Source organism: Olivibacter domesticus, assembly GCF_900109575.1.
Taxonomy (GTDB): Bacteria; Bacteroidota; Bacteroidia; order Sphingobacteriales; family Sphingobacteriaceae; genus Olivibacter; species Olivibacter domesticus.
The window spans coordinates 2,320,198-2,339,992 of the sequence record NZ_FOAF01000001.1 but is presented as its reverse complement, the minus strand read 5'-3'; the positions used below and the strand labels follow the sequence as shown (position 1 = coordinate 2,339,992).

Sequence of the window (19,795 nt, the reverse complement as noted above, 5' to 3'; positions counted from 1 at the left end):
TATTCTGGCGTGTATCTACGCCTTAACTTATTTCATTGAAAAATATTCAGCAATTGGTCCTATCGCTAAAGCAGGAAAGAAGGTGAGTGCAGCAATGATAACAATTACTGCAAACACCATTAAGCCAAATGTTGAAGTGTCTGTTTTCAATGTGCCGGCACTTTCTGGTATATATTTTTTGCCAGCTAATAAACCGGCAATGGCTACTGGCCCTATTATTGGAATAAATCTGGAAAGTATAAGGACGAAACCCGTACTGATGTTCCACCAGAGCGTATTATCTCCTAAGCCCTCAAAACCGCTACCGTTGTTAGCAGACGCTGAGGTAAACTCATAAAGCATTTCGCTGAAGCCATGAAAGCCGGGATTGTTTAATGTATCCATTGTATATTGTGGAAGGGCAACTGATAAAGCTGTGCCTACCAGGATTAAAAAGGGGTGGATCAATGCGATGATAATAGCAATTTTCACTTCTCTCGCTTCCACCTTTTTACCTAGAAATTCAGGGGTACGGCCCACCATCAAACCGCTTATAAATACTGCCAGTATAATGAATATGAAAAAGTTTAAAATGCCGACACCTACCCCTCCATAGAAACTATTGATAATCATAGCCAATAATTCATTCATGCCCGATAAGGGCATTGTACTGTCGTGCATGGCATTAACAGAGCCTGTAGAAATAACGGTGGTAGCGATACTCCAGAAACCCGATGCAGCCGCACCAAAACGTATTTCTTTACCCTCCATTGCACCGGCGCTTGTATCAATGCCCATTTGCGTAATGGCTGGATTACCATGCATTTCCATCACAATATTTGGAATAGCAAGTGCCAAAAAACCAACGGTCATGGTTCCGAAAATCATATAGGAAAGTCTTTTTCGATTTAAAAAATATCCCAATGCAAAAATCATAGCTAACGGAATAATCATTTGCGCAACCATCTCTGTCATATTTGTTAGATAGTTAGGGTTTTCAAAAGGATGTGCTGAATTAACACCGAAGAAACCTCCTCCGTTTGTACCAACATGTTTGATCGCTATAAACCCTGCTGCCGGACCTCTTGATACTTGTATAGAATCACCTTGTAATGAAATCATGGTATCTTTACCATCGAACGTCATTGGCGTACCGTTGAAGACTAAAATGATGGCGGTAAGCAATGAAATAGGTAACAATATTCGCGTACATGACTTAATGAAATAGTTATAAAAATTGCCCAACTCAGTGGTAGTTCGCTCTTTAAGTGCTGTAAATAATACAGCGGCTGCAGCCATTCCTGTTCCGGCACTAACGAATTGCAAGAACATGAGCCATAGCTGCCCTAAATAGCTCAATCCCGTTTCACCAGAATAGTGTTGTAGGTTACAGTTTACGACAAATGATATTACCGTATTGAAAGCCAAATGCGCGGACATTCCGGGGTTTTGATCTGGATTTAAGGGTAACCACCCTTGATTCATGAGCACGAACATACCCAGTAGAAACCATATCAGGTTAATTGTTAATAACGCAACCATATGTTCTTTCCAGTTCATTTGACTAGCTGGATTGATACGGCTTATCTTGAAAAAAATTTTTTCAAATGGAGAGAAGAGCGAATCCAGCCATGTCTTCTCACCAGTGTATACCTTGGCAATGTATTTACCAAAGGGAATTGCAAGGATGCATGTTATAAGAAACATCACTATTACGCCAAATATTTCTGTATTCATTTTTAAATTTTTAAGTATTAGAATTTTTTGGGCATTAGCCCCTTATTAGAACTTTTCGGGTTTAAGTAGCACATAAATAATGTACAGAAACACCGCAATGGCAATGATGAATAAAGCTGTCATGTTGTTATATTTTTTCAAAATAATTTACCAGTTTAAAAAATAGAGTAAAACAGGCTAGACCGGCTAGTATTAGAAGTATTGTAAGCATAATGTTTATTGATTTAAATGATGACAAATGATCTGGTATATAATACCGATAACCGTGATAAACAGAAATAACAGAATCAGTAAGGTAAATGGAGTGTATCTCTGTCTAGCATTTACTAATTTTCGTAATTCTTGTGTAGAATGTTTCATTGTATATGTTTTCTTAAACCTCAGATGGAATGTTGCTATGGTTAAAACATGCGTTACGTCGTATGATGAAAAAGAGATTTTAATATGAAAAGCTCATTACCGGCTGAGTATTAGTTATAAATTTCATTTTGCGTCATATATACGGTGTATAATCTAGTAGGTATCCTACATTGTATCTCATTCCATTCTTTTGGGCGACACAAGCTTCGCATGCCATTAAATGAACGTACAAAAAGATTTTCTATGAGATCTCGTATAGGTTCGTTTCCAAGATTATAAATCCACCCCATAAGTGCCATACAATAATTAACTTTAGCTACCTGGTGTCGCGACAACATTTCACGCGTATAGGTCACGACTATTTGTAAGGTTGCGGCAATATTCTCTTTTGAGGATAATTTGCCAATTTCATTTTTAACTTCTGGAATCTCTTGAGCAATGATTTCAGGGAGTTCCGTTTGATTAATCTTGTACATTTTATTCTTTGTTTGTACCTCCCTATGCCAAAGACGCTCCATTTTTTATTTTTCAGGTATAATATTCAGTAAATCAATTTGTTATGTGTTTTTTGGAAATAAAAAATGAAAAAAAGCCTATCAGAATGATAGGCTCACATTATCAAAATGAAAAAAATGTATTTAGTTTTTGACGGATTTAGGTACCAGTCTCAATTTTATTCAATGAAATTTTTATATAAAATCTCCGCAGACATTTTCAAAAACTGATTAAAGCCATCGTTAAAAATGGGGTTACATCCGTTGGTTATAAGAACTAAACCGAATTTCTCCTTAGGATTGAAAAACATAACACTGTATAGCCCGTAAGCAATACCATCATGGCCTTTCAATACCTTATTGGACAAAAACTTATTTGTAGTGAAAAGCGCTAATCCGTATTTTTCATCATCCCATACGACCGACTGCATTTGCTTTGCACTCGCTTTCTTGATAATACGTTTACCATCGTATTTCCCTTGGTTCATATGCATGGTCATATATTTAGCTAAATCTATAGCCGAAATTTTCATTCCGCCTGTTGGGGAAAAAATTGGCGTGCTATAACCCAGGGTATAATTTTTAATTTCTTCACTCCTGGAGTTGTAAGCACTAGGGGAGGAAGTAAACACTTTACTGCTATCATTGTATTCATATAGCGTTGCAAACAGCGATTTATTTAAAGAGTCAATACAATAACTACCATAGAGGTTTAATGGTTTCAAAATATGATTAGCCACATATTGATCAAACCGTTCTCCACTGGCACGTTCAATAACAGCACCTACCATGTTAAAATTGAGGTTGCAGTATTGGTAACCGGCTCCGGGACGATAATCATTATAACACTTGGCCCACTCCGAATTTTTTGATGGATTGATTACATCAAAACTGAAGTATCCCTCACTATCGTTGATACTTGATGTATGGGATAGTACCATTTTGAGCGTGATGATATCATCAGGGTATTTTGGGTTGCGAACGGTAAAGCCAACAAGGTCACTGAAATCATCATCAAGGTGCAATTTTTTTGCCTCAACTAATTGCATAATACTTGTTGCTGAGAATGATTTCGATATAGAAGCTATTCTGAATAGATCTTTATTCTCTAAAGGAGTTTGCTGTTCGATATCCTTTAAGCCAAAGGAGTGGTTATACACAATTTTACTATCCTTTACAACGGCAACAGATAAACCAATTGCACTGTATTGTTTCATCAGTTCTTTTATTGCTGCCTCGGCTTGTGCTTGCTGTGCAATAGTATTGGAAAAAATTGAAATTAATACAAAACAAACCAGCAGTGCAGCTTTCCAATTAATTGAGAACATTTTTTGATATTTTTATATGGTAAATATAACCAAAATAGGCCTAGAGTTTCATGTTTTGTTCCATATAAATATGGCTAGCTGACTTTAATAATGGTTCCTTACAAAAAATGTAAATTGATCGTATTTAATTGAACAAGAGATGTAGTATATTTATGTTGTTTTCTTTTGATCAAGTGTTATAAGAACTATTATGGTTTCATTAAATCAATTTAGAGAAATAGCCTTAGCGCTACCGGAGGTAGTGGAAATGCCACATTTTGAAAAGACATCTTTTAGGGTAAATAAGAAAATCTTTGCTACACTTTCGGAGAAGGATCATATCGCTTGTGTAACGCTGACAGAGATTGATCAAGATGTGTTTTCCGCTTTTGACCGGTCGGTGATCTATCCCGTTCCCAACAAATGGGGAAAACATGGATGGACCTTCATTGTGCTTCTAAAGGTAAAAAAGGAATTACTAATAAACGCTCTAATAACTGCGTATTGTAAAATAGCACCTCAACGACTTAGTGCAATAGTTCGCCGCGCTGATATGGATGACGTAATATAATTCAAGCTTTTATCTGAATATTATTCTGTCAACATTATTGATATGAGATGCGTAATTAAGTCTGGCTTTTTAGGATGGTTTTTGCTATTATTGAATGATGGAAATAAAGCATAAGAAAGGTGATAAAAATGGCTATTTTTATTACGAAAAGGACGGAAACGAGCTTGCTCAGATGGCTTACGTTTGGGCTGGTGCAGACAAACTAATTATTGATCATACTGAAGTTGATGATAGCCTTAAAGGCCAAGGGATTGGAAAAAAACTATTGGCTCAGCTGGTTGACTTCGTTAGAGCGGAAAAAATAAAGGTAATTCCCTTATGCCCTTTTGCAAATGCAACGCTACAGAAAACAAAAGAATGGCAAGATGTGATGGCTTGAATGGTTATGCACGTTTGCGGAAAACCCAAGGTGCTATTGGGTTTTCCATACTCCATAAACCCTTGCGTTTTAATCTAGCTTTCTTTTCTATCATAGAAAATTCTGCTGACGTATCAAACTTTACATAATGCCATGCTAGCCCAGCCTTTAATAATTCTTTATTCAAACTTTTGCCGTTAGGTAGTATTACCGACCCTACTTTCCTTCCATATCTATCTGTATATTTAATTTCCGCTTTTATAAATTTATTGAAGCATTTGCTAGCAGTGAATTGCTTTGCGACGGAACCAAAATCTTGACGTTTTTCAGGGCAATCAATTCCATATAACCTAATCTTAACCTGCTTCTTATTTTCATCCAATAAGGTGATGGTATCACCGTCCGCTATCCGAACTACTTTACCCTTTACTATCGTTTGACAAAGACCTATGTTCGTTAAAAAAAGAAAGAAGATACTGATGCGCAATTTTTTCATGAGGGCGCAAAGTTAAAATCTTTTATTTAACAGGCTCTCTTAAATTGTTTTTTAATTTTCTAACGATGTTGATCCCGATAGCATGTCAAATGTCTCCTTATGCTCCCTTATCATCTTTTGGAATGTTAAAAGAAAAACGATTTCGGCATACTTGCTTGCACGATTAATAATCGTATATTTGACAATTATTTGGCTTAATTGCTAACCTTTTCTATATAACCTGAATACCCATGCTTCAGAAAAATTATAGCTTACTTTCTGATAAAATCTTAATAAGCCTTGTAATCGATCATGATACGAGGGCTTTTGACGAGGTGTATAATCGTTACTGCACACCATTATTCAATTACCTTATTAAAATGCTAGCCGATGAGCAATTGGCCGAAGATTTATTACAAAATATATTTGTGTCTTTTTGGGAACGCCGAAGATCTTTCTCTAAAATTGATTCCTTAAGTGGATATCTATTTAAATGCGCGAAATTTCAAGCGATAGATGTTATTCGTTTGCAGATAAAAAAAAGATCATTTGAAGAGAAATATGATCTACACCAAGAACAGCCTTCTCCATTGGAGCTTCAGGTGGCAAAGGAGCTAGCAAGTTTTATTGATGCATGCATAAAAGCCATGCCTCCTAAAACAAGAGAGATTTATGAATTAAGTCGACTAGAGCTTCTCAATCACAAAGCTATTGCAATGAAACTCCAAATATCTCCAACAACAGTAAAAAAGCAGATTAATAATGCACTCAAATTCTTTAGGTGTAAACTATCTGCCACCCCCTTTCGAAATAATATTTTTCTCTTGCTGTTTTTTTTATTGAGTGATATTTAGTAAAAAAAATAATTTTATACTACCAACACGCTTTTTTTACGACCTAAGATAAATTACCTATTTATGGATAAGCGTCGGCTTGCATTATTATTAAAGAAGTATCTCAACAATAAGGCTTCTGACGAAGAAAAAAATATAATAGATGATTGGATCGGACAGAAGCAGAATGAGGATAACCATAAACAAAAACTTGATCCAATAGCAATCAGAGAGAAACTAAAAACCAAGATTGATCAAAAAATTATTCGCAATAAATACAGGCGTATTAATCTAACCTTAGTTGTCGGTTTTATTTTCGTCACCCTATTTACGCTAAGTATCAAATACTATTACGGCGGAGTAAATGCTTACAAACAAGAGAATTATTTGATCAATGTACCTAAAGGTAAAAAGATCCGAGTTAAACTAATAGACGGATCTGTTGTTTGGCTAAACGCAGAAAGCAGATTTGAATACCCTAAAACATTCAATAAAGAAAAGCGGGCGGTCAATCTATTAGGCGGTGAGGCTTTTTTTGATATTGCGACCGACAAGACAAGGCCATTTATTGTAGAGACTAATGCTAGTCAGACACAAGTTTTAGGTACAACTTTCAACATCAAGACGGGTAAATCAGATAAAGCGGTCATCACCCTTGTCAATGGTGCCGTTCGCGTGTCAAGAAAGAAAGCAGATGCTATGCAGGGAAGTATCGACCTTAAACCGAATGAACAGCTGGTGCTAGAAAGAAATAGATTGCCATTAAAAAAAAAGGTAAATACTTCGCAAATTATTGGATGGAATCGAATCTATTTTGACAACCAATCATTGGAGGAGGCCATAAAGGTATTAATTAAAGCTTACGGGGTCCAGGTGGTGCTAAAGGAAGAAAGTATTCGTAATATCAAGTTCTCTGCAAGTTTTAGTCTAGCTGATAAACCAGCAGATGTTATTTACGAGTTAGCAAAAGCAAACAATATTAGATATAAATGGGAAAATGAAAAGGTGACGCTATATTAATTTTAACGTTTAAAATATCAAATTAAAGAGAGAAATGAAATAAACTTCAAAAAGAAAGAGCAGAACATAGTGTTCTACTCTTTGATAGCATGATTCTGTAACGCTAATCACCAGATCATGCTTTGCTATTCAGTCAATAAACCAATTAACCGAACAATTTTAAAGGTATGAAAAATTATGCCAATGCACTTGCATTGCTCAAAAAATGCAAGAAACTTATCTGTGTATTATGGCTTTTATTGGGCTTACAGGGCGTGTTTTTGTTAGGGCATGCGCTTGAAAAACAATCGTTGAGTGAGACGTTAATCAGCCTTAACGAAACAAATAAACCCTTAAAGGATATACTAAATACATTTGGAGAGAAGAGCGGCTTAAGAATGATTTACAATGAAAAACTCATTAAAAAGTATCAGCAACTAAGTATAAAAGAAGAAAAGCAGCGTCTATCGGTTGTTCTTGACCATCTACTAGCGAACACGGAGCTTGACTATGAACTCCGCAAAGAAAGTGTTATCATTCTAGAAAAAGAATCTCCGTCGCAAGGCCCTATTACAGTCGATAAGCCCTTAGCTAAGCTACAGGATAGGCAAATTAAAGGAATAGTAACCGACGAAACAGGACTGAGTCTACCCGGTGTGAGTGTAAAAATAAAGGATACAGCACGGGGTACAGTCACCGATTCGCAAGGTAATTTTGCTTTAGATGTATCGAATGATACCACTGTGTTAGTCTTTTCCTACATGGGTTTTTTAACTCAGGAAATGCCCTTAACAACCGAAACAATGCTTAGAATAAAGCTGAAAAGTGTTGATAACGAATTGGATGAAGTAGTTGTTATTGGTTACGGTACGCAGCGCAAAGGGGATCTTACCAGTTCCGTAGCAACTGTTAAATCTGAAGATTTCTTAAAAGGATCTGTAAGGGATGCTGGACAGTTAATTCAAGGAAAAGTGGCTGGTTTAACGATTACTAATCCAAGTGGTGATCCAACGGCAAATACGCAAGTTCTGTTAAGGGGCAATACAACTATTTTAGGTGCTAATTCGAATCCGTTAGTCTTAATAGACGGTGTACCTGGTAGTTTTAATACCGTGGCTCCCGAGGATATAGAGAGTGTAGACGTATTAAAAGATGGCTCTGCTGCTGCAATATATGGCACGAGAGGTACTAACGGCGTAATTTTAATCACAACTAAAAAGGCTAAGGGCAATGATCTCAACCAGGTAGACTATAGTGCTTATGCAAGTACATCTCAGATTATTAGAAGGCTCGATATGCTTACAGCAGCAGATTATAGAGACCAAATTGCTGCCGGTACCAGAGACGCTTCATGGGATCTCGGAGCATCAACAAATTGGCTAAATGAAATTACAAGAACCCCGATTAGTCATGTTCATAATCTAACATTCAAAGGTGGTAATGGAAAAACAAATTATATTGCTAACCTTAATTACAGAGCATTGCAGGGAATTTTTAAAAGATCTAATAACAATGTTTTCCAAGGACGTATAGAAATCAACCATTCGATGTTTGATGATAAACTAAAGTTTAACATTGGTATCATTGGTAATCAAACAAGTTATACCGCTACAGGAGATGGGTATGGTTTTAATTCATATGTATATCGGCAGGCCTTAATCAGAAATCCTACAGCGCCTATTTATGATGCGGAAGGAAATTGGCAAGAACAGACGGGGCTTTTTGAATATGAGAACCCCTTATCGCGTCTCTATGAGAGTGACGGAAAGCAAGATAGCACAGAGATGCGGTATAATGGAAATATCAGCTATAACCCGATCAAAGACTTAAAGCTTAATGCCTTATTCTCCTACGTAAAAAGCCAGCAAAATGGAGGTTATTATGAAACAAAAAACCATATTTCTACCCTTCGCGATGGCAGAAATGGTTTTGCTGCTGTTAGCTCCAATGCAAATACCAGTAAGTTAATGGAGCTTACTGCACAATATAGTAAAGATATAAATGACCATTCTTTCAATCTCCTGGGAGGTTACAGTTATCAGGAGACAGATTACACGTTTCAACGGATGACTAATTGGGATTTTCCTACAGACAATTTTAGCTACCATAATATAAGCACAGGCAGGGCTTTAAAGGAAGGATTAACCGAAGAGAGGACGATAAGGAGAACAACTAACCTGATTGGTTTTTTTGGACGGCTCACTTATTCTTATAAAGATAAATATCTATTGCTGGCCAGTTTGCGTCACGAAGCAGCCAGTCAGTTATACGGAACACGTAAGCCTTGGGGAACTTTTCCGGCGATATCACTTGGGTGGAGACTTTCTAAAGAAGCCTTCATGGAAAACCAACATTTATTTGATGATCTTAAACTTAGAGCCGGTTATGGTGTTACTGGAAGTCAGCCAAACGCCTCGTTTCTTGGGGTAGCATTACTAAATTATAGTGATTATTTTTATTCAAATGGTACATGGATACAGATTATCACACCGGCTCAGAATTCAAATGAATATCTCCGATGGGAAGAAAAACACGAAACTAATATTGGTTTGGATTTTAGTATGCTAAATAGTAGAATTACGGGTTCCATTGATGTATATAATAGAGATATCAACGGACTTTTATACGATTATGCAGTACCTAGTCCTCCTAATTTATATACAACTACTAGAGCTAACGTGGGCAAAATGAGAAATAGAGGCGTGGAGGTGTTATTATCATTTAACCCCATTCGCAAAAAAGATTTCAACTGGACCACTTCTGTCAATTTCTCAACCAACAGCAATAAACTTATCAGCTTGTCCAATGAATTGTATCAATCTTCCAGCGATTATTTCATGACGGGTTGGATCAGTGAGCCAGTAAAAACAGAATCGCACATCGTAAGAGTGGGCGATAAGATTGGTAATTTTTACGGCTTTAAAGTGATCGATATTGCTGACGATGGCAAATGGATATATGAGGATAAGGATGGCAATGCCGTTGCTTATGACGATTTTTCGCGTGCTTTTCAAGATAAAAAAGTAATCGGTAATGGCTTGCCCAGATGGTATGCCGGTTGGAATCATTCATTTCAATATAAGCAATTCGACTTGAATATCAGTATGCGTGGAGCCTTTGGTTATCAGATTATTAATGGTGCAAGAATGTATTATGAAAACACTAATCTGGAGCAATACAACCGCTTAAAATCAGCTTATGATAAAATTTACGGAAAGGCGGTACTCAATAGTTTGGTTCCCGGCGAATTTAATAGCTATTATGTTGAAAATGGCAATCATTGGAAAATTGATAATATTACCCTAGGCTATACATTTAACTCGAAAAAATGGAAGAATGTAAAGGCATTGCGTTTGTACGCCTCGAGTTTGAATACCTTTATTATTACTGGTTACAAGGGAATCGACCCAGAGGTAAATCGTTCAGGACTAAATCCAGGCTACGATAACCGTGATCAATATCCTAGCATTCGATCTTTTACAATTGGAGCGAATGTGAGTTTTTAATGTGCTTGCTGCACATAACTTAACCATCAGCTATAGACAGCGATCAAAAATTAATGAAATGAAAACGAGAATATTAATAATTGGATTAATGGTTATATTAGCCGTTAATCAGTCGTGCACAAAATTAAAAAATGAAAGTTACGACAGTGTTATTGCAGATGAATTTGTGGCCTCCGGAAGCGATCTTACTGCATTAGTTGGATCCGCTTACGTGCCCTGGCGACATACCATGTTATTGTGGAATGGTGTGGTAAGGGCGCAGATGCTGACGGCCGATCAAGATGTGTTGCCTGCCCGTCCTAATGGATGGGTCGATGGTGGTGTTTATAAAAGATTGCATCAGCATAAATGGACTTCTGAAGATGAGGTGGTGCAGAATTGTTGGAATCGTACTTATGTAGGTGTTAACAGCTGTAATCGGATTATTTATCAAATTGAATCTGGATCCATAGATATACCCGACCTGAAAGAACAAGTATTGGCAGAATTAAGGATATTGCGCGCTTCCTACTATTATTTATTATGTGACCTGTATGGTAATGTGCCTATTGTCACGCAATTTGATGTCCCAGATGGTTATTTACCAGAACAGAATACAAGGCAGGAAGTGTATGACTTCATTATATCTGAAATTACCAGTAATATAGATAAGCTAAGCGAAACCGTTGGAGGAGAATTTTACGGTCGTTTCAATAAGCTAGCTGCCTATTCATTATTAGCAAAGGTTTATCTCAATGCGGAAGTTTACAGTGGAACATCGCGCTGGGAAGAATGTATACAGGCATGTGATCAAGTTATTAACGCAGGCAAACATGTTTTGGAAGCTAATCAATCGGATGTATTTGCCACCAATAATGAAAACTCAAAAGAGATTATTATGGCGCTAGCGTTCGATGAAAATTATGTAAGTGATTGGAATGCATTTGATTTTCATATGTACACCTTACAGCCAGCCAATCAGGCCACTTACAATTTTACAGCCACTCCTTGGGGTGGGGTATGTGTGATGCCTCAGTATATAAATTCTTTTGATCCTGATGATAATCGACTGGCTGCCAATTTTATTCAGGGGCAACAATATTCTTCAACAGGCGTCGCACTGAACTGCACTATGGGCGCTTTTGCAGGGAGACCATTAAGTTATATCAATGAAGTGCCCAGTATTGATGAATCGCAAGAGGTTCATGGTCTTAGATGGGGTAAGTTTGAGTACGCGCAGGGTATTACCAATAGGCTAAGTAATGACTGGCCACTGTTTCGTTATGCAGACGTGCTACTGATGAAAGCTGAATCCTTGTTGAGATCTGGAAGAGAAAATGAAGCAGCAGCTATTGTGACGCAAGTAAGGGAACGTAATTTTCAATCGAAACCCGAGAAAGCTATTGTGACAGGGCCGCAATTACTGATGGGGAGCACATATGATTATGGTCGCCGTGACAACGGCACTTCAACACAACAGGGTGGTGCAGATATAAGATACGGTCGTTTTTTAGATGAGCTGAGCTGGGAATTTACGCAAGAGGGACGACGAAGACAAGATATGATTAGGTTTGATGTGTTTACCAAAAAGTCATGGTTCTCACACGACCCTAATGGTGATTATAGAAAGCTGTTTCCGATTCCAAATTCAGAACTGTTAACGAATAGTAATTTATCTCAAAACCCAGGTTATTAATTGAGAGAACGTGAACGATTTAAGGATTGGGGCGCCTGAAAAGCCTGTAGCCGTCATTCCCACTGGAGCAAAGCGTAATGGAGAAATCTGATAAGGGAGCAATAACTAATAAAAGATTTCTAGACTTCACTGCGTTTCGCTCGAAATGACGAATTTTAGACTGTCCCTATTATCCGTTAAAAATAATTTATATACAATGAAAAAAGCATCTGTGCTAATAATACTTTTTATCGCCTGCCTTCGCATTCATGCGCAGGACAAGGAGGGAATGGAATACTTCCCTTTATGGACTGTTCGCCTATTAGAGGGCCCTTTTAAACATGCAGAAGAATTAGATAAAAAGTACCTGCTTGAATTAAATCCTGATCGTTTACTTGCTCCTTTTTTGAGAGAAGCGGGCCTGCCTCAAAAAGCTGAAAGTTATGGGAACTGGGAAAACACAGGTTTGGATGGACATATTGGAGGACATTATTTGTCGGCACTAGCACTCATGTATGCCTCTACGGGCGATGTAGCTATAAGAGAACGATTAAGCTATATGGTTCATGAATTAAATCGTTGCCAGCAAGCTAATGGAGATGGTTACCTTGGAGGAGTGCCCGGGGGAAAGGTCATGTGGAAAGAGCTTGCTGCTGGAAAGATAAAAGCTGGTAGTTTTGATCTGAATGGTAAATGGGTACCCCTGTATAATATACATAAGACCTATGCTGGTTTGCGTGATGCATATCTCCATGCAGGCGATAAAACAGCGAAAGACATGTTAATTAAAATGGCGGATTGGGCGGTGGTTTTAGTTTCGCAACTCTCTGAAGAACAAATCCAGGAAATATTGAAAAGTGAACATGGAGGATTAAATGAAATTTTTGCAGACGTATATGCAATTACTGGCAATGAAAAATATTTGAAGCTTGCGCATCAATTCTCACACCAGCAAATACTTGCTCCACTGCTTGAGAATAAAGATCAACTGACAGGTCTGCATGCGAATACACAAATACCCAAAGTGTTAGGCTTTAAACGGATAGCCGATCTTGAAAATAATGAGGCTTGGGCAAATGCAGCACAGTTTTTTTGGGAAACGGTGGTTAAGAATCGTTCCGTTTCAATAGGAGGTAATAGTGTGGGTGAACATTTTAATCCTGTTGATGATTTTTCAAAGATGCTGAATAGCGTCGAAGGACCTGAAACCTGTAACAGTTACAATATGTTGAAGTTGTCTAAAATGCTGTATCAAAGTTCTCATGATGAAAAATATATAGCATTTTATGAACGAGTTCTCTATAACCATATTTTATCTACTCAAAATCCAAATACAGGGGGCTTCGTTTATTTTACGCCAATGCGACCTGGGCATTATCGTGTATATTCACAGCCTCAAACAAGTTTTTGGTGTTGTGTGGGATCGGGCTTAGAAAATCATGCAAAATACGGAGAAATGATTTATGCCCATCAGGGAAATAATCTATATGTTAACTTGTTTATTCCATCTGCCTTACAGTGGGATGAAAAGGGGGTGTCTATTAAACAAGAAACATCTTTTCCAGATGAAAGTAAAACAACTTTAACGGTCAGTCCGAATAAAGAAGCCAAATTTACCATCTTTTTACGCTACCCACAGTGGGTAAACAGAGGAGATTTCAACGTAACCATTAACGGGACTCCTTATCCGATTAAACAAACGCCAGGTTCTTATGTGGCGCTTGAGCGAACATGGAGAAAAGGAGATAAAATAATCGTAGAGATGCCTATGCAGTTGTCGGCCGAACAACTGTTAGGGAATTCTCCAAATTACACGTTTCTTTACGGCCCGATTGCGTTGGCCGCGAAGACTGATACGGCTGATCAACTGGGACTATTCGCGGATGACAGCCGTGGCGGACACATAGCTAAAGGAAAGCAAATACCTTTACAAGAAATGCCGCTCTTGGTGAGTAATCCCGATAGCATGCTTTCCTTGTTAAGGCCGATTGATGGCAAACCACTTACCTTTCATTTAAAGGGGTTAGCACCCAAGAAATTCGCAAATGGGATGGAACTAACACCCTTTTTTCGAGTAGCTGAATCGCGTTACATCCTTTATTGGCCCCAAGCTACAACTGATAAAGCGAAGACTCTTTTTCTTCGGATGGAAGAGGAGGAAAGAAAAATGCAAGCAATGGAACGAATAACGCTAGACAAGGTGATATGTGGGGAACAACAACCCGAATCGGATCATACATTTCAATCGGAAGATTCATGGACCGGTTATGATAATGGATTGCACTGGCGACAAACGAAAAGTTGGTTCAGTTATCAATTTATAAATAAGAGCAGGCAAGCTAAATACTTATACGTTCAATCACTTAAATCGTCGAATGATGGACATTACGACGTAATGATAAATGGAAAAAGAATGGAAGTTTCCGCTGAAAGCGCTAAACAAGTTGGGGAGCTTGCTATACATTGTTACCCGCTGCCCAGAGATTTATCTACAACAGTAGCATTGGAAATTAAATTCGTCGCTGTTAAAGGAAGTGTTACCAGTAAAATTACCCAGGTTAGATTAACTGATCGGCTATTAATAACAGATAAAGATGGATAATGATCGCTTATTGCCGTTGTACCCATACCTAGCTTAAAATAAATATTCCAGTTTTCATTATTGCGCAATGAAAACTGGAATATTTACTTTATGTCTCAACTGATTAACGGTTTCACCATAAATAAAATCTTTGATTCCACGGTGCCCATGACTGCCGACTATGAGCAAATCTGCCTTATATTCTTTGCATATTTTGGCAATAAATTTAACTCGTTTCGCATCACCTACTTCAAAAATAGCTTCGTATCCCTTTTCCTTAAAGAAGGCCAGATACTTGTCCATTCGTTGCTCGTCATGTCTTTTTTCATAATCATCAGTATCTTCTTCCATCATACGGGAGGAGGCACTTTCAGCCACATGAATGAGAATAAAATGAGTTTTTACAGAAGCTAATTTCAGCGCATATTCGATAACCAATTGATCAGATGGTGAATAGTCTAATGCGAGTGCAATGCGTTCAAAAGATAACGTTGTTTTGGATTGCGGAAGAGACGCTTGAAATGGCGGATGCACTTCCATATTAACTTTCTTTTTTCGTTTTAATATGGGATAAAGCGTGGTTAAGAGTAGTAGGATTAATAATCCTATACCCCCAAAGGTTAATGCAAATGAGAGCCAAGGGTTTTGGGTCGAATGTATCCAATTAGTAATTTCATCGAATACCAATTGAAAATTCAAGAAAGATATGATAAAGGCAATGAGCCAAGATATAATTTTTACAGGTAATGAAATAGTAAAAACTCCCATTCTTTTCTTATCACTTACAAAGTGTATTAGTGGTATGACGGCAAAAGCTAACTGCATGCTTAACAATACTTGGCTAAATACCAACATGGGGCCTACTTCATCATCTCCTGCTATATAAATAACTAAAATAGCAGGCACTATAGCAATTAAACGGGTGAGCATCCTTCTCAATGCAGGGCTGATACGTAAACGTAAATAACCTTCCATAACGATTTGTCCGGCCAGTGTCCCGGTAACTGTTGAGCTTTGTCCGGCCAATATCAATGCCACAGCAAATAAACGGGGTGCCCATTCACTGCCTAAAGATGGAGCCAACAGTTTATGCGCATCCTGAAGGTCGGCTACATGATGTAAGCCTTTTTCATGAAAAACGGCAGCGGCGAGGATGAGGATAGCGGCGTTTACAAAGAAAGCTAAATTCAAGGCAATGGCACTATCCCAAAAATTATACTTCAATGCTTTTTTGATTGAATACGCATCCCTACCTATTTTTCTTGTTTGAACCAAGGCTGAATGGAGATAAAGATTGTGTGGCATTACGGTCGCACCAATAATACCGATACTTATGTACAAGGCTGCGCTGTTTGGTATTGATGGAATAAAGCCACTCATTATACCTGCAACGTCTGGCTGAGCTAAGCTCATTTCAACTACAAAGCACATACCTATCATAAAAATAAGGCCAATGATAAACATTTCCATTTTACGCATCCCAAGTCTTTGTAGATAAAGTAAAAGGAAAGTATCTAAAAAACTGATGGATACACCCCAAAGGAGATCTAACCCGAATAGCAAATTAAGACCTATAGCCATACCCAGTACCTCTGCAAGATCACACGCTGCAATGGCTATTTCGGCTAAAATGTAAAGAATGAAATTCATTCCTTTTGGATAAGTCTCCCTATTACATTGAGCGAGGTCTTTCCCCCATACAATGCCTAAACGTGCTGCATGACTTTGAAGTATGAGTGCCATAATATTACTCATAAGTAATACCCAAATAAGGGTGTAACCAAATTGACTTCCGCCGGCCAAGTCGGTAGCCCAGTTTCCCGGATCCATATAGCCAACACTAATCAGGTATGCCGGACCGAAAAAACTCAATATTTTCTTGAACTTCGACGGCTTATGGGTGTCTATACTTTGATGTACGTCTTGTAGTGATTTCTCTCCGTTATTCAATGTTGTAATCTCTTTTTTTACGATCTATCTGAAAGTGATTGAATGTCTAGGGCAATTTAATAAAGTGCAACGAATTATTTTATAAATAGTCAGAAATATATCTTGGAGGAAATATTATACTAATTAAATATACAGCAAAAAATAAATGTTCAGGTGCTACTAGCATATATGTTATACATTTGTTGTTAATAAAAAGACAATATTTTAAATCAAATGGAAAACGATTTTATTGAAGACAAGGTATTTAGCAGAACGGATTTTACAATCAGCGCATTAAAAAAAGGCGACTATGAAGGATGTACATTTAACAGCTGTGATTTTTCTAATATAGATTTGTCAAACTTTAGATTTTCAAGCTGCGAATTTTTACATTGCAATTTAAGCCTTACTAAGCTTAAGGGGACTTCTCTGCAGGATATTAAATTTAAGGATTGTAAGATGTTAGGTTTGCGATTTGAACATTGTAATGCATTCGGTTTTGCCCTTCGGTTTGAAAATTGCATGCTTAACCATTCCTCCTTCTATCGTATAAAGCTTCAAAAAACTATTTTTAAGAATGTTCAACTTCAGGAAGTAGATTTTAGTGAAAGTAATTTAACCGGCGCTGTCTTTGATGTTTGTGATTTAGCACGAGCAATATTTAACGGCACTGTTTTAGAGAAAGCTGATTTTCGTACCGCTATAAACTATGTAATTGATCCCGAAATGAATAGGATTAAAAAGGCTAAATTTTCCGTATTCGGTATTCAGGGTCTATTAAGTAAATACAATATCGAAATAGATTTTAGAAGCTGAATGTATTTGGTTCGGGCAACTATTGGTACTTGTTGTTATCAAACAGTAGTTCTTTCACTTTTTCCTTGTCTTCTTTTTCCTTTTTTAAATCAAAACGCGTGTTAAATATCCAGTCCCATAAAAGGGAACTTACTCCAAAACCCTTTTCTTCATCTTTATAGTGATGTAAATGATGGTTTCTCCAAAGCGGTTTCATCCATTTGAAGGGAGGAGGAAAGGCATGGATAGCATAATGCATACTTGCATACATCAAGTATCCGAGAATAAAACCCGGAAACCAAATAAACGCATAATTGCCTGCTATTAAATAAAACACAGCGAATATAATGGACGAAATGATGATACTTGGCAATGGGGGCATAAAAAGTCGCTGTCTATCTCTAGGGTATTCATGGTGATTTCCATGCAATGTATAAGTTACTTTTTTTAGAAAATTTTTTTTACTTACCCAATGAAAGATATAACGATGCGCTAGGTACTCAAATAAGGTCCATGAAAACATGGATAAAATAAATAGGGTAATAATGGAAAGACTGCTAAAATTAAGGCTTGTTTTACTATAATATAACATATATCCAATAATAGGAATATATAGGCCCCATATCACCAATGGATGCGTTTTGGTGAGCATTTCCAGGTATTTGTTTTTAAATAGTTGAGCCTGTCCTTTATTATTTGCTTTTATCATTTGCTTCCTATAGTTAATGTCTTGTCTTTATTATGACAATTGTAAAATGGAATACCCTACATTTACTTGATATCTTTTATAGGTGCCATATGTTTATCTGTCTTGCGTGTTAAATTTAGCAATTTAAGATAACATATCAGCATTATCTTTATTTGAAGTTCAATATCATTGATTTAAAGCTAATGATCATTTCCGAAAATTGACTGATAAAATCCTGCCCAATAGTGCCATAGGCCTTTTCGTCGTTTAGATTGTTTTTGGTTGTCATCACATGCATTTTAGGCATTTGTACTTTATTATTGCCAATCTGTAGCATATAATTTTTTACTAAAAAGCTGTTATTTTTACGTGCACCACCAGCGCCACCGAGTAGAAGGCTATCTTGCCGACCGTTCTTTATTATTTCTGCTCGGCTGTGATTAAAATAGCTACTGTTAAAATAGGATGATTTTGCACCCGTATCAAAATAAAATGGTAAAGATTGGTCATTGACTTTCACCAGCACTATTGGCGTAAGATTATCCATAGCGAGATTAGGTGCAACTACTTCCGTTGGAGCCGTCCGAATAAGCATCTGCTTGCTTTGTTGCATAATATGAATTTCATCTAACTGGCTTATTACCGGGTAGCCCAAAATGCCTTCTATTTTATAATCTATCTGCGGAAAGCTAAGTTGCTCGTCTGGAATTACAAGAAAGACAACATTTTTAAATTCAATGTCGCCCAATTTTACACTTTTGCCTATAGCGAGAGAGGACTTATTGCTTTTAGAAGCTCCATCGACATCGAAGGAGACAGGTAATATTTCTAAACCTAGTCGATCCGCATTGCTTTTACTGATAGTTGAAAAATTAGCTCCCGTATCAAATATGAATTCATCTGTAGTATTATTAATAGTCACGGGTATATTCAGTAAATCAGCCTTGTCTCGTTGCCAAGAGATGGTAGTGTTATGTTTAGCAACTGTTTGGGGAGGAGTCTTCTCTAAAGCTGTCCAAATTTTATTTGAATTGATTAAATCAGCCAATTCTTCTTTCGTCATGCTGTTCCTATATTGATGCAACAATAATTCACCCGTTTCTGCAGCCTCTCGGTATTGAAAAGTCTTTACTTCATTGTCTTGCTTTAACATAAATAATTTAACATAAAGCGAATCAGGAAATTTAGCGGAAGTTTTAATCAGTTTTTTTATTTGCGCATTTGATGCGAGGCAATTGTTAAAAGCATTTAAAAGGAAAGCTTTGTAGTAAGATTGCTGCTCTTCCGATAAGAGTGTGCTATCTCTTTGATAATAGTCGTTCAATAAAAAGTAGTTTTTTTGTTCTAAAGCTTGCTGCATCACCAAGGGCGATTTAACAGTCTGTGTAAAAACTGTAAACGGCGAAAGCAGTGTGGGGACCAATAATAGAATGATTATTTGTTTAGCGCTTATTTGGTTTGGGGTTCTCACGTTAGTAATCTTCATCCTATGAAGACGACAAAAAATGACAAAGGTTGCTTTAACATTC

16 protein-coding genes are annotated in these 19,795 nt (G+C 37.2%); 8 read left to right on the top strand and 8 right to left on the bottom strand.

Features of this window, described 5'->3' with window-relative positions; translation table 11 throughout:
- Positions 1 to 27: 27 nt before the first annotated feature.
- The 4 genes from kdpA to BMY50_RS10120 all read right to left on the bottom strand — a co-directional run bounded on the left by kdpA (position 28) and on the right by BMY50_RS10120 (position 3,898).
- Positions 28 to 1,716, bottom strand: coding sequence for a potassium-transporting ATPase subunit KdpA (kdpA, locus tag BMY50_RS10135; RefSeq protein WP_093323103.1), 1,689 nt, complete (start codon positions 1,714 to 1,716; stop codon positions 28 to 30).
- A 45-nt stretch (positions 1,717 to 1,761) separates the two neighbouring features.
- Positions 1,762 to 1,839 (bottom strand): potassium-transporting ATPase subunit F, encoded by a 78-nt coding sequence (locus BMY50_RS10130; protein ID WP_139202250.1) that lies wholly within the window; start codon positions 1,837 to 1,839, stop codon positions 1,762 to 1,764.
- 347 nt (positions 1,840 to 2,186) lie between these two features.
- A complete protein-coding gene (locus BMY50_RS10125; RefSeq protein ID WP_139202244.1) occupies positions 2,187 to 2,552 on the bottom strand; it encodes a DUF7674 family protein in 366 nt (121 codons plus the stop codon).
- Between the two features lie 197 nt (positions 2,553 to 2,749).
- Positions 2,750 to 3,898 (bottom strand): serine hydrolase domain-containing protein, encoded by a 1,149-nt coding sequence (locus BMY50_RS10120; RefSeq protein WP_093323095.1) that lies wholly within the window; start codon positions 3,896 to 3,898, stop codon positions 2,750 to 2,752.
- A gap of 190 nt (positions 3,899 to 4,088) precedes the next feature.
- Here BMY50_RS10120 and BMY50_RS10115 point away from each other — a divergent pair, with 190 nt between their 5' ends.
- Both BMY50_RS10115 and BMY50_RS10110 read left to right on the top strand, forming a co-directional pair.
- Positions 4,089 to 4,448 carry an MmcQ/YjbR family DNA-binding protein gene (locus BMY50_RS10115; RefSeq protein WP_093323093.1) on the top strand — a complete coding sequence of 120 codons (360 nt, stop codon included), beginning with the start codon at positions 4,089 to 4,091 and terminating at the stop codon, positions 4,446 to 4,448.
- Positions 4,449 to 4,542: 94 nt separating this feature from the next.
- On the top strand, positions 4,543 to 4,827 hold the full coding sequence (locus tag BMY50_RS10110) for a GNAT family N-acetyltransferase (protein WP_093323090.1): 285 nt from the start codon (positions 4,543 to 4,545) through the stop codon (positions 4,825 to 4,827).
- A 4-nt stretch (positions 4,828 to 4,831) separates the two neighbouring features.
- Here the strand turns inward: BMY50_RS10110 and BMY50_RS10105 are convergent, their stop codons facing one another.
- Entirely contained in the window at positions 4,832 to 5,302 is a 471-nt protein-coding gene (locus BMY50_RS10105; RefSeq protein WP_093323087.1) for a thermonuclease family protein, read from the bottom strand.
- A gap of 230 nt (positions 5,303 to 5,532) precedes the next feature.
- Here BMY50_RS10105 and BMY50_RS10100 point away from each other — a divergent pair, with 230 nt between their 5' ends.
- From BMY50_RS10100 to BMY50_RS10080, 5 genes are all read left to right on the top strand, one after another.
- Positions 5,533 to 6,135, top strand: coding sequence for an RNA polymerase sigma factor (locus tag BMY50_RS10100; protein ID WP_093323084.1), 603 nt, complete (start codon positions 5,533 to 5,535; stop codon positions 6,133 to 6,135).
- A gap of 63 nt (positions 6,136 to 6,198) precedes the next feature.
- Positions 6,199 to 7,134: a FecR family protein gene (locus BMY50_RS10095; RefSeq protein WP_093323081.1), complete on the top strand. Its 936-nt coding sequence runs from the start codon at positions 6,199 to 6,201 to the stop codon at positions 7,132 to 7,134.
- Between the two features lie 167 nt (positions 7,135 to 7,301).
- Entirely contained in the window at positions 7,302 to 10,619 is a 3,318-nt protein-coding gene (locus BMY50_RS10090) for a SusC/RagA family TonB-linked outer membrane protein (RefSeq protein ID WP_202907780.1), read from the top strand.
- Between the two features lie 58 nt (positions 10,620 to 10,677).
- Entirely contained in the window at positions 10,678 to 12,294 is a 1,617-nt protein-coding gene (locus tag BMY50_RS10085; protein WP_093323802.1) for a RagB/SusD family nutrient uptake outer membrane protein, read from the top strand.
- A 196-nt stretch (positions 12,295 to 12,490) separates the two neighbouring features.
- A complete protein-coding gene (locus BMY50_RS10080) occupies positions 12,491 to 14,875 on the top strand; it encodes a glycoside hydrolase family 127 protein (protein WP_093323079.1) in 2,385 nt (794 codons plus the stop codon).
- Between the two features lie 57 nt (positions 14,876 to 14,932).
- Here BMY50_RS10080 and BMY50_RS10075 read toward each other — a convergent pair whose 3' ends face one another.
- On the bottom strand, positions 14,933 to 16,804 hold the full coding sequence (locus BMY50_RS10075) for an Nramp family divalent metal transporter (protein ID WP_093323076.1): 1,872 nt from the start codon (positions 16,802 to 16,804) through the stop codon (positions 14,933 to 14,935).
- 213 nt (positions 16,805 to 17,017) lie between these two features.
- Between BMY50_RS10075 and BMY50_RS10070 the strand changes: the two genes are divergently transcribed.
- Positions 17,018 to 17,599 (top strand): pentapeptide repeat-containing protein, encoded by a 582-nt coding sequence (locus tag BMY50_RS10070; protein ID WP_093323073.1) that lies wholly within the window; start codon positions 17,018 to 17,020, stop codon positions 17,597 to 17,599.
- 19 nt (positions 17,600 to 17,618) lie between these two features.
- On the opposite strand, the gene BMY50_RS10065 is transcribed toward BMY50_RS10070, so the two are convergent.
- Both BMY50_RS10065 and BMY50_RS10060 read right to left on the bottom strand, forming a co-directional pair.
- Positions 17,619 to 18,287 carry a sterol desaturase family protein gene (locus tag BMY50_RS10065; RefSeq protein ID WP_093323070.1) on the bottom strand — a complete coding sequence of 223 codons (669 nt, stop codon included), beginning with the start codon at positions 18,285 to 18,287 and terminating at the stop codon, positions 17,619 to 17,621.
- A 148-nt stretch (positions 18,288 to 18,435) separates the two neighbouring features.
- Positions 18,436 to 19,752 (bottom strand): retropepsin-like aspartic protease, encoded by a 1,317-nt coding sequence (locus BMY50_RS10060; protein ID WP_093323067.1) that lies wholly within the window; start codon positions 19,750 to 19,752, stop codon positions 18,436 to 18,438.
- Positions 19,753 to 19,795: the final 43 nt, after the last annotated feature.

Excerpts from the sequence above, each read along its gene's own strand:
- BMY50_RS10105 (WP_093323087.1), bottom strand. The coding sequence starts at position 5,302 with ATGAAAAAATTGCGCATCAGTATCTTCTTTCTTTTTTTAACGAACATA.
- kdpA (WP_093323103.1), bottom strand. The coding sequence starts at position 1,716 with ATGAATACAGAAATATTTGGCGTAATAGTGATGTTTCTTATAACATGC.
- BMY50_RS10070 (WP_093323073.1), top strand. The coding sequence starts at position 17,018 with ATGGAAAACGATTTTATTGAAGACAAGGTATTTAGCAGAACGGATTTT.
- BMY50_RS10125 (WP_139202244.1), bottom strand. The coding sequence starts at position 2,552 with ATGTACAAGATTAATCAAACGGAACTCCCTGAAATCATTGCTCAAGAG.
- BMY50_RS10080 (WP_093323079.1), top strand. The coding sequence starts at position 12,491 with ATGAAAAAAGCATCTGTGCTAATAATACTTTTTATCGCCTGCCTTCGC.
- BMY50_RS10065 (WP_093323070.1), bottom strand. The coding sequence starts at position 18,287 with ATGATAAAAGCAAATAATAAAGGACAGGCTCAACTATTTAAAAACAAA.
- BMY50_RS10130 (WP_139202250.1), bottom strand. The coding sequence starts at position 1,839 with ATGACAGCTTTATTCATCATTGCCATTGCGGTGTTTCTGTACATTATT.
- BMY50_RS10060 (WP_093323067.1), bottom strand. The coding sequence starts at position 19,752 with ATGAAGATTACTAACGTGAGAACCCCAAACCAAATAAGCGCTAAACAA.
- BMY50_RS10100 (WP_093323084.1), top strand. The coding sequence starts at position 5,533 with ATGCTTCAGAAAAATTATAGCTTACTTTCTGATAAAATCTTAATAAGC.
- BMY50_RS10115 (WP_093323093.1), top strand. The coding sequence starts at position 4,089 with ATGGTTTCATTAAATCAATTTAGAGAAATAGCCTTAGCGCTACCGGAG.
- BMY50_RS10110 (WP_093323090.1), top strand. The coding sequence starts at position 4,543 with ATGATGGAAATAAAGCATAAGAAAGGTGATAAAAATGGCTATTTTTAT.
- BMY50_RS10090 (WP_202907780.1), top strand. The coding sequence starts at position 7,302 with ATGAAAAATTATGCCAATGCACTTGCATTGCTCAAAAAATGCAAGAAA.
- BMY50_RS10120 (WP_093323095.1), bottom strand. The coding sequence starts at position 3,898 with ATGTTCTCAATTAATTGGAAAGCTGCACTGCTGGTTTGTTTTGTATTA.
- BMY50_RS10085 (WP_093323802.1), top strand. The coding sequence starts at position 10,678 with ATGAAAACGAGAATATTAATAATTGGATTAATGGTTATATTAGCCGTT.
- BMY50_RS10095 (WP_093323081.1), top strand. The coding sequence starts at position 6,199 with ATGGATAAGCGTCGGCTTGCATTATTATTAAAGAAGTATCTCAACAAT.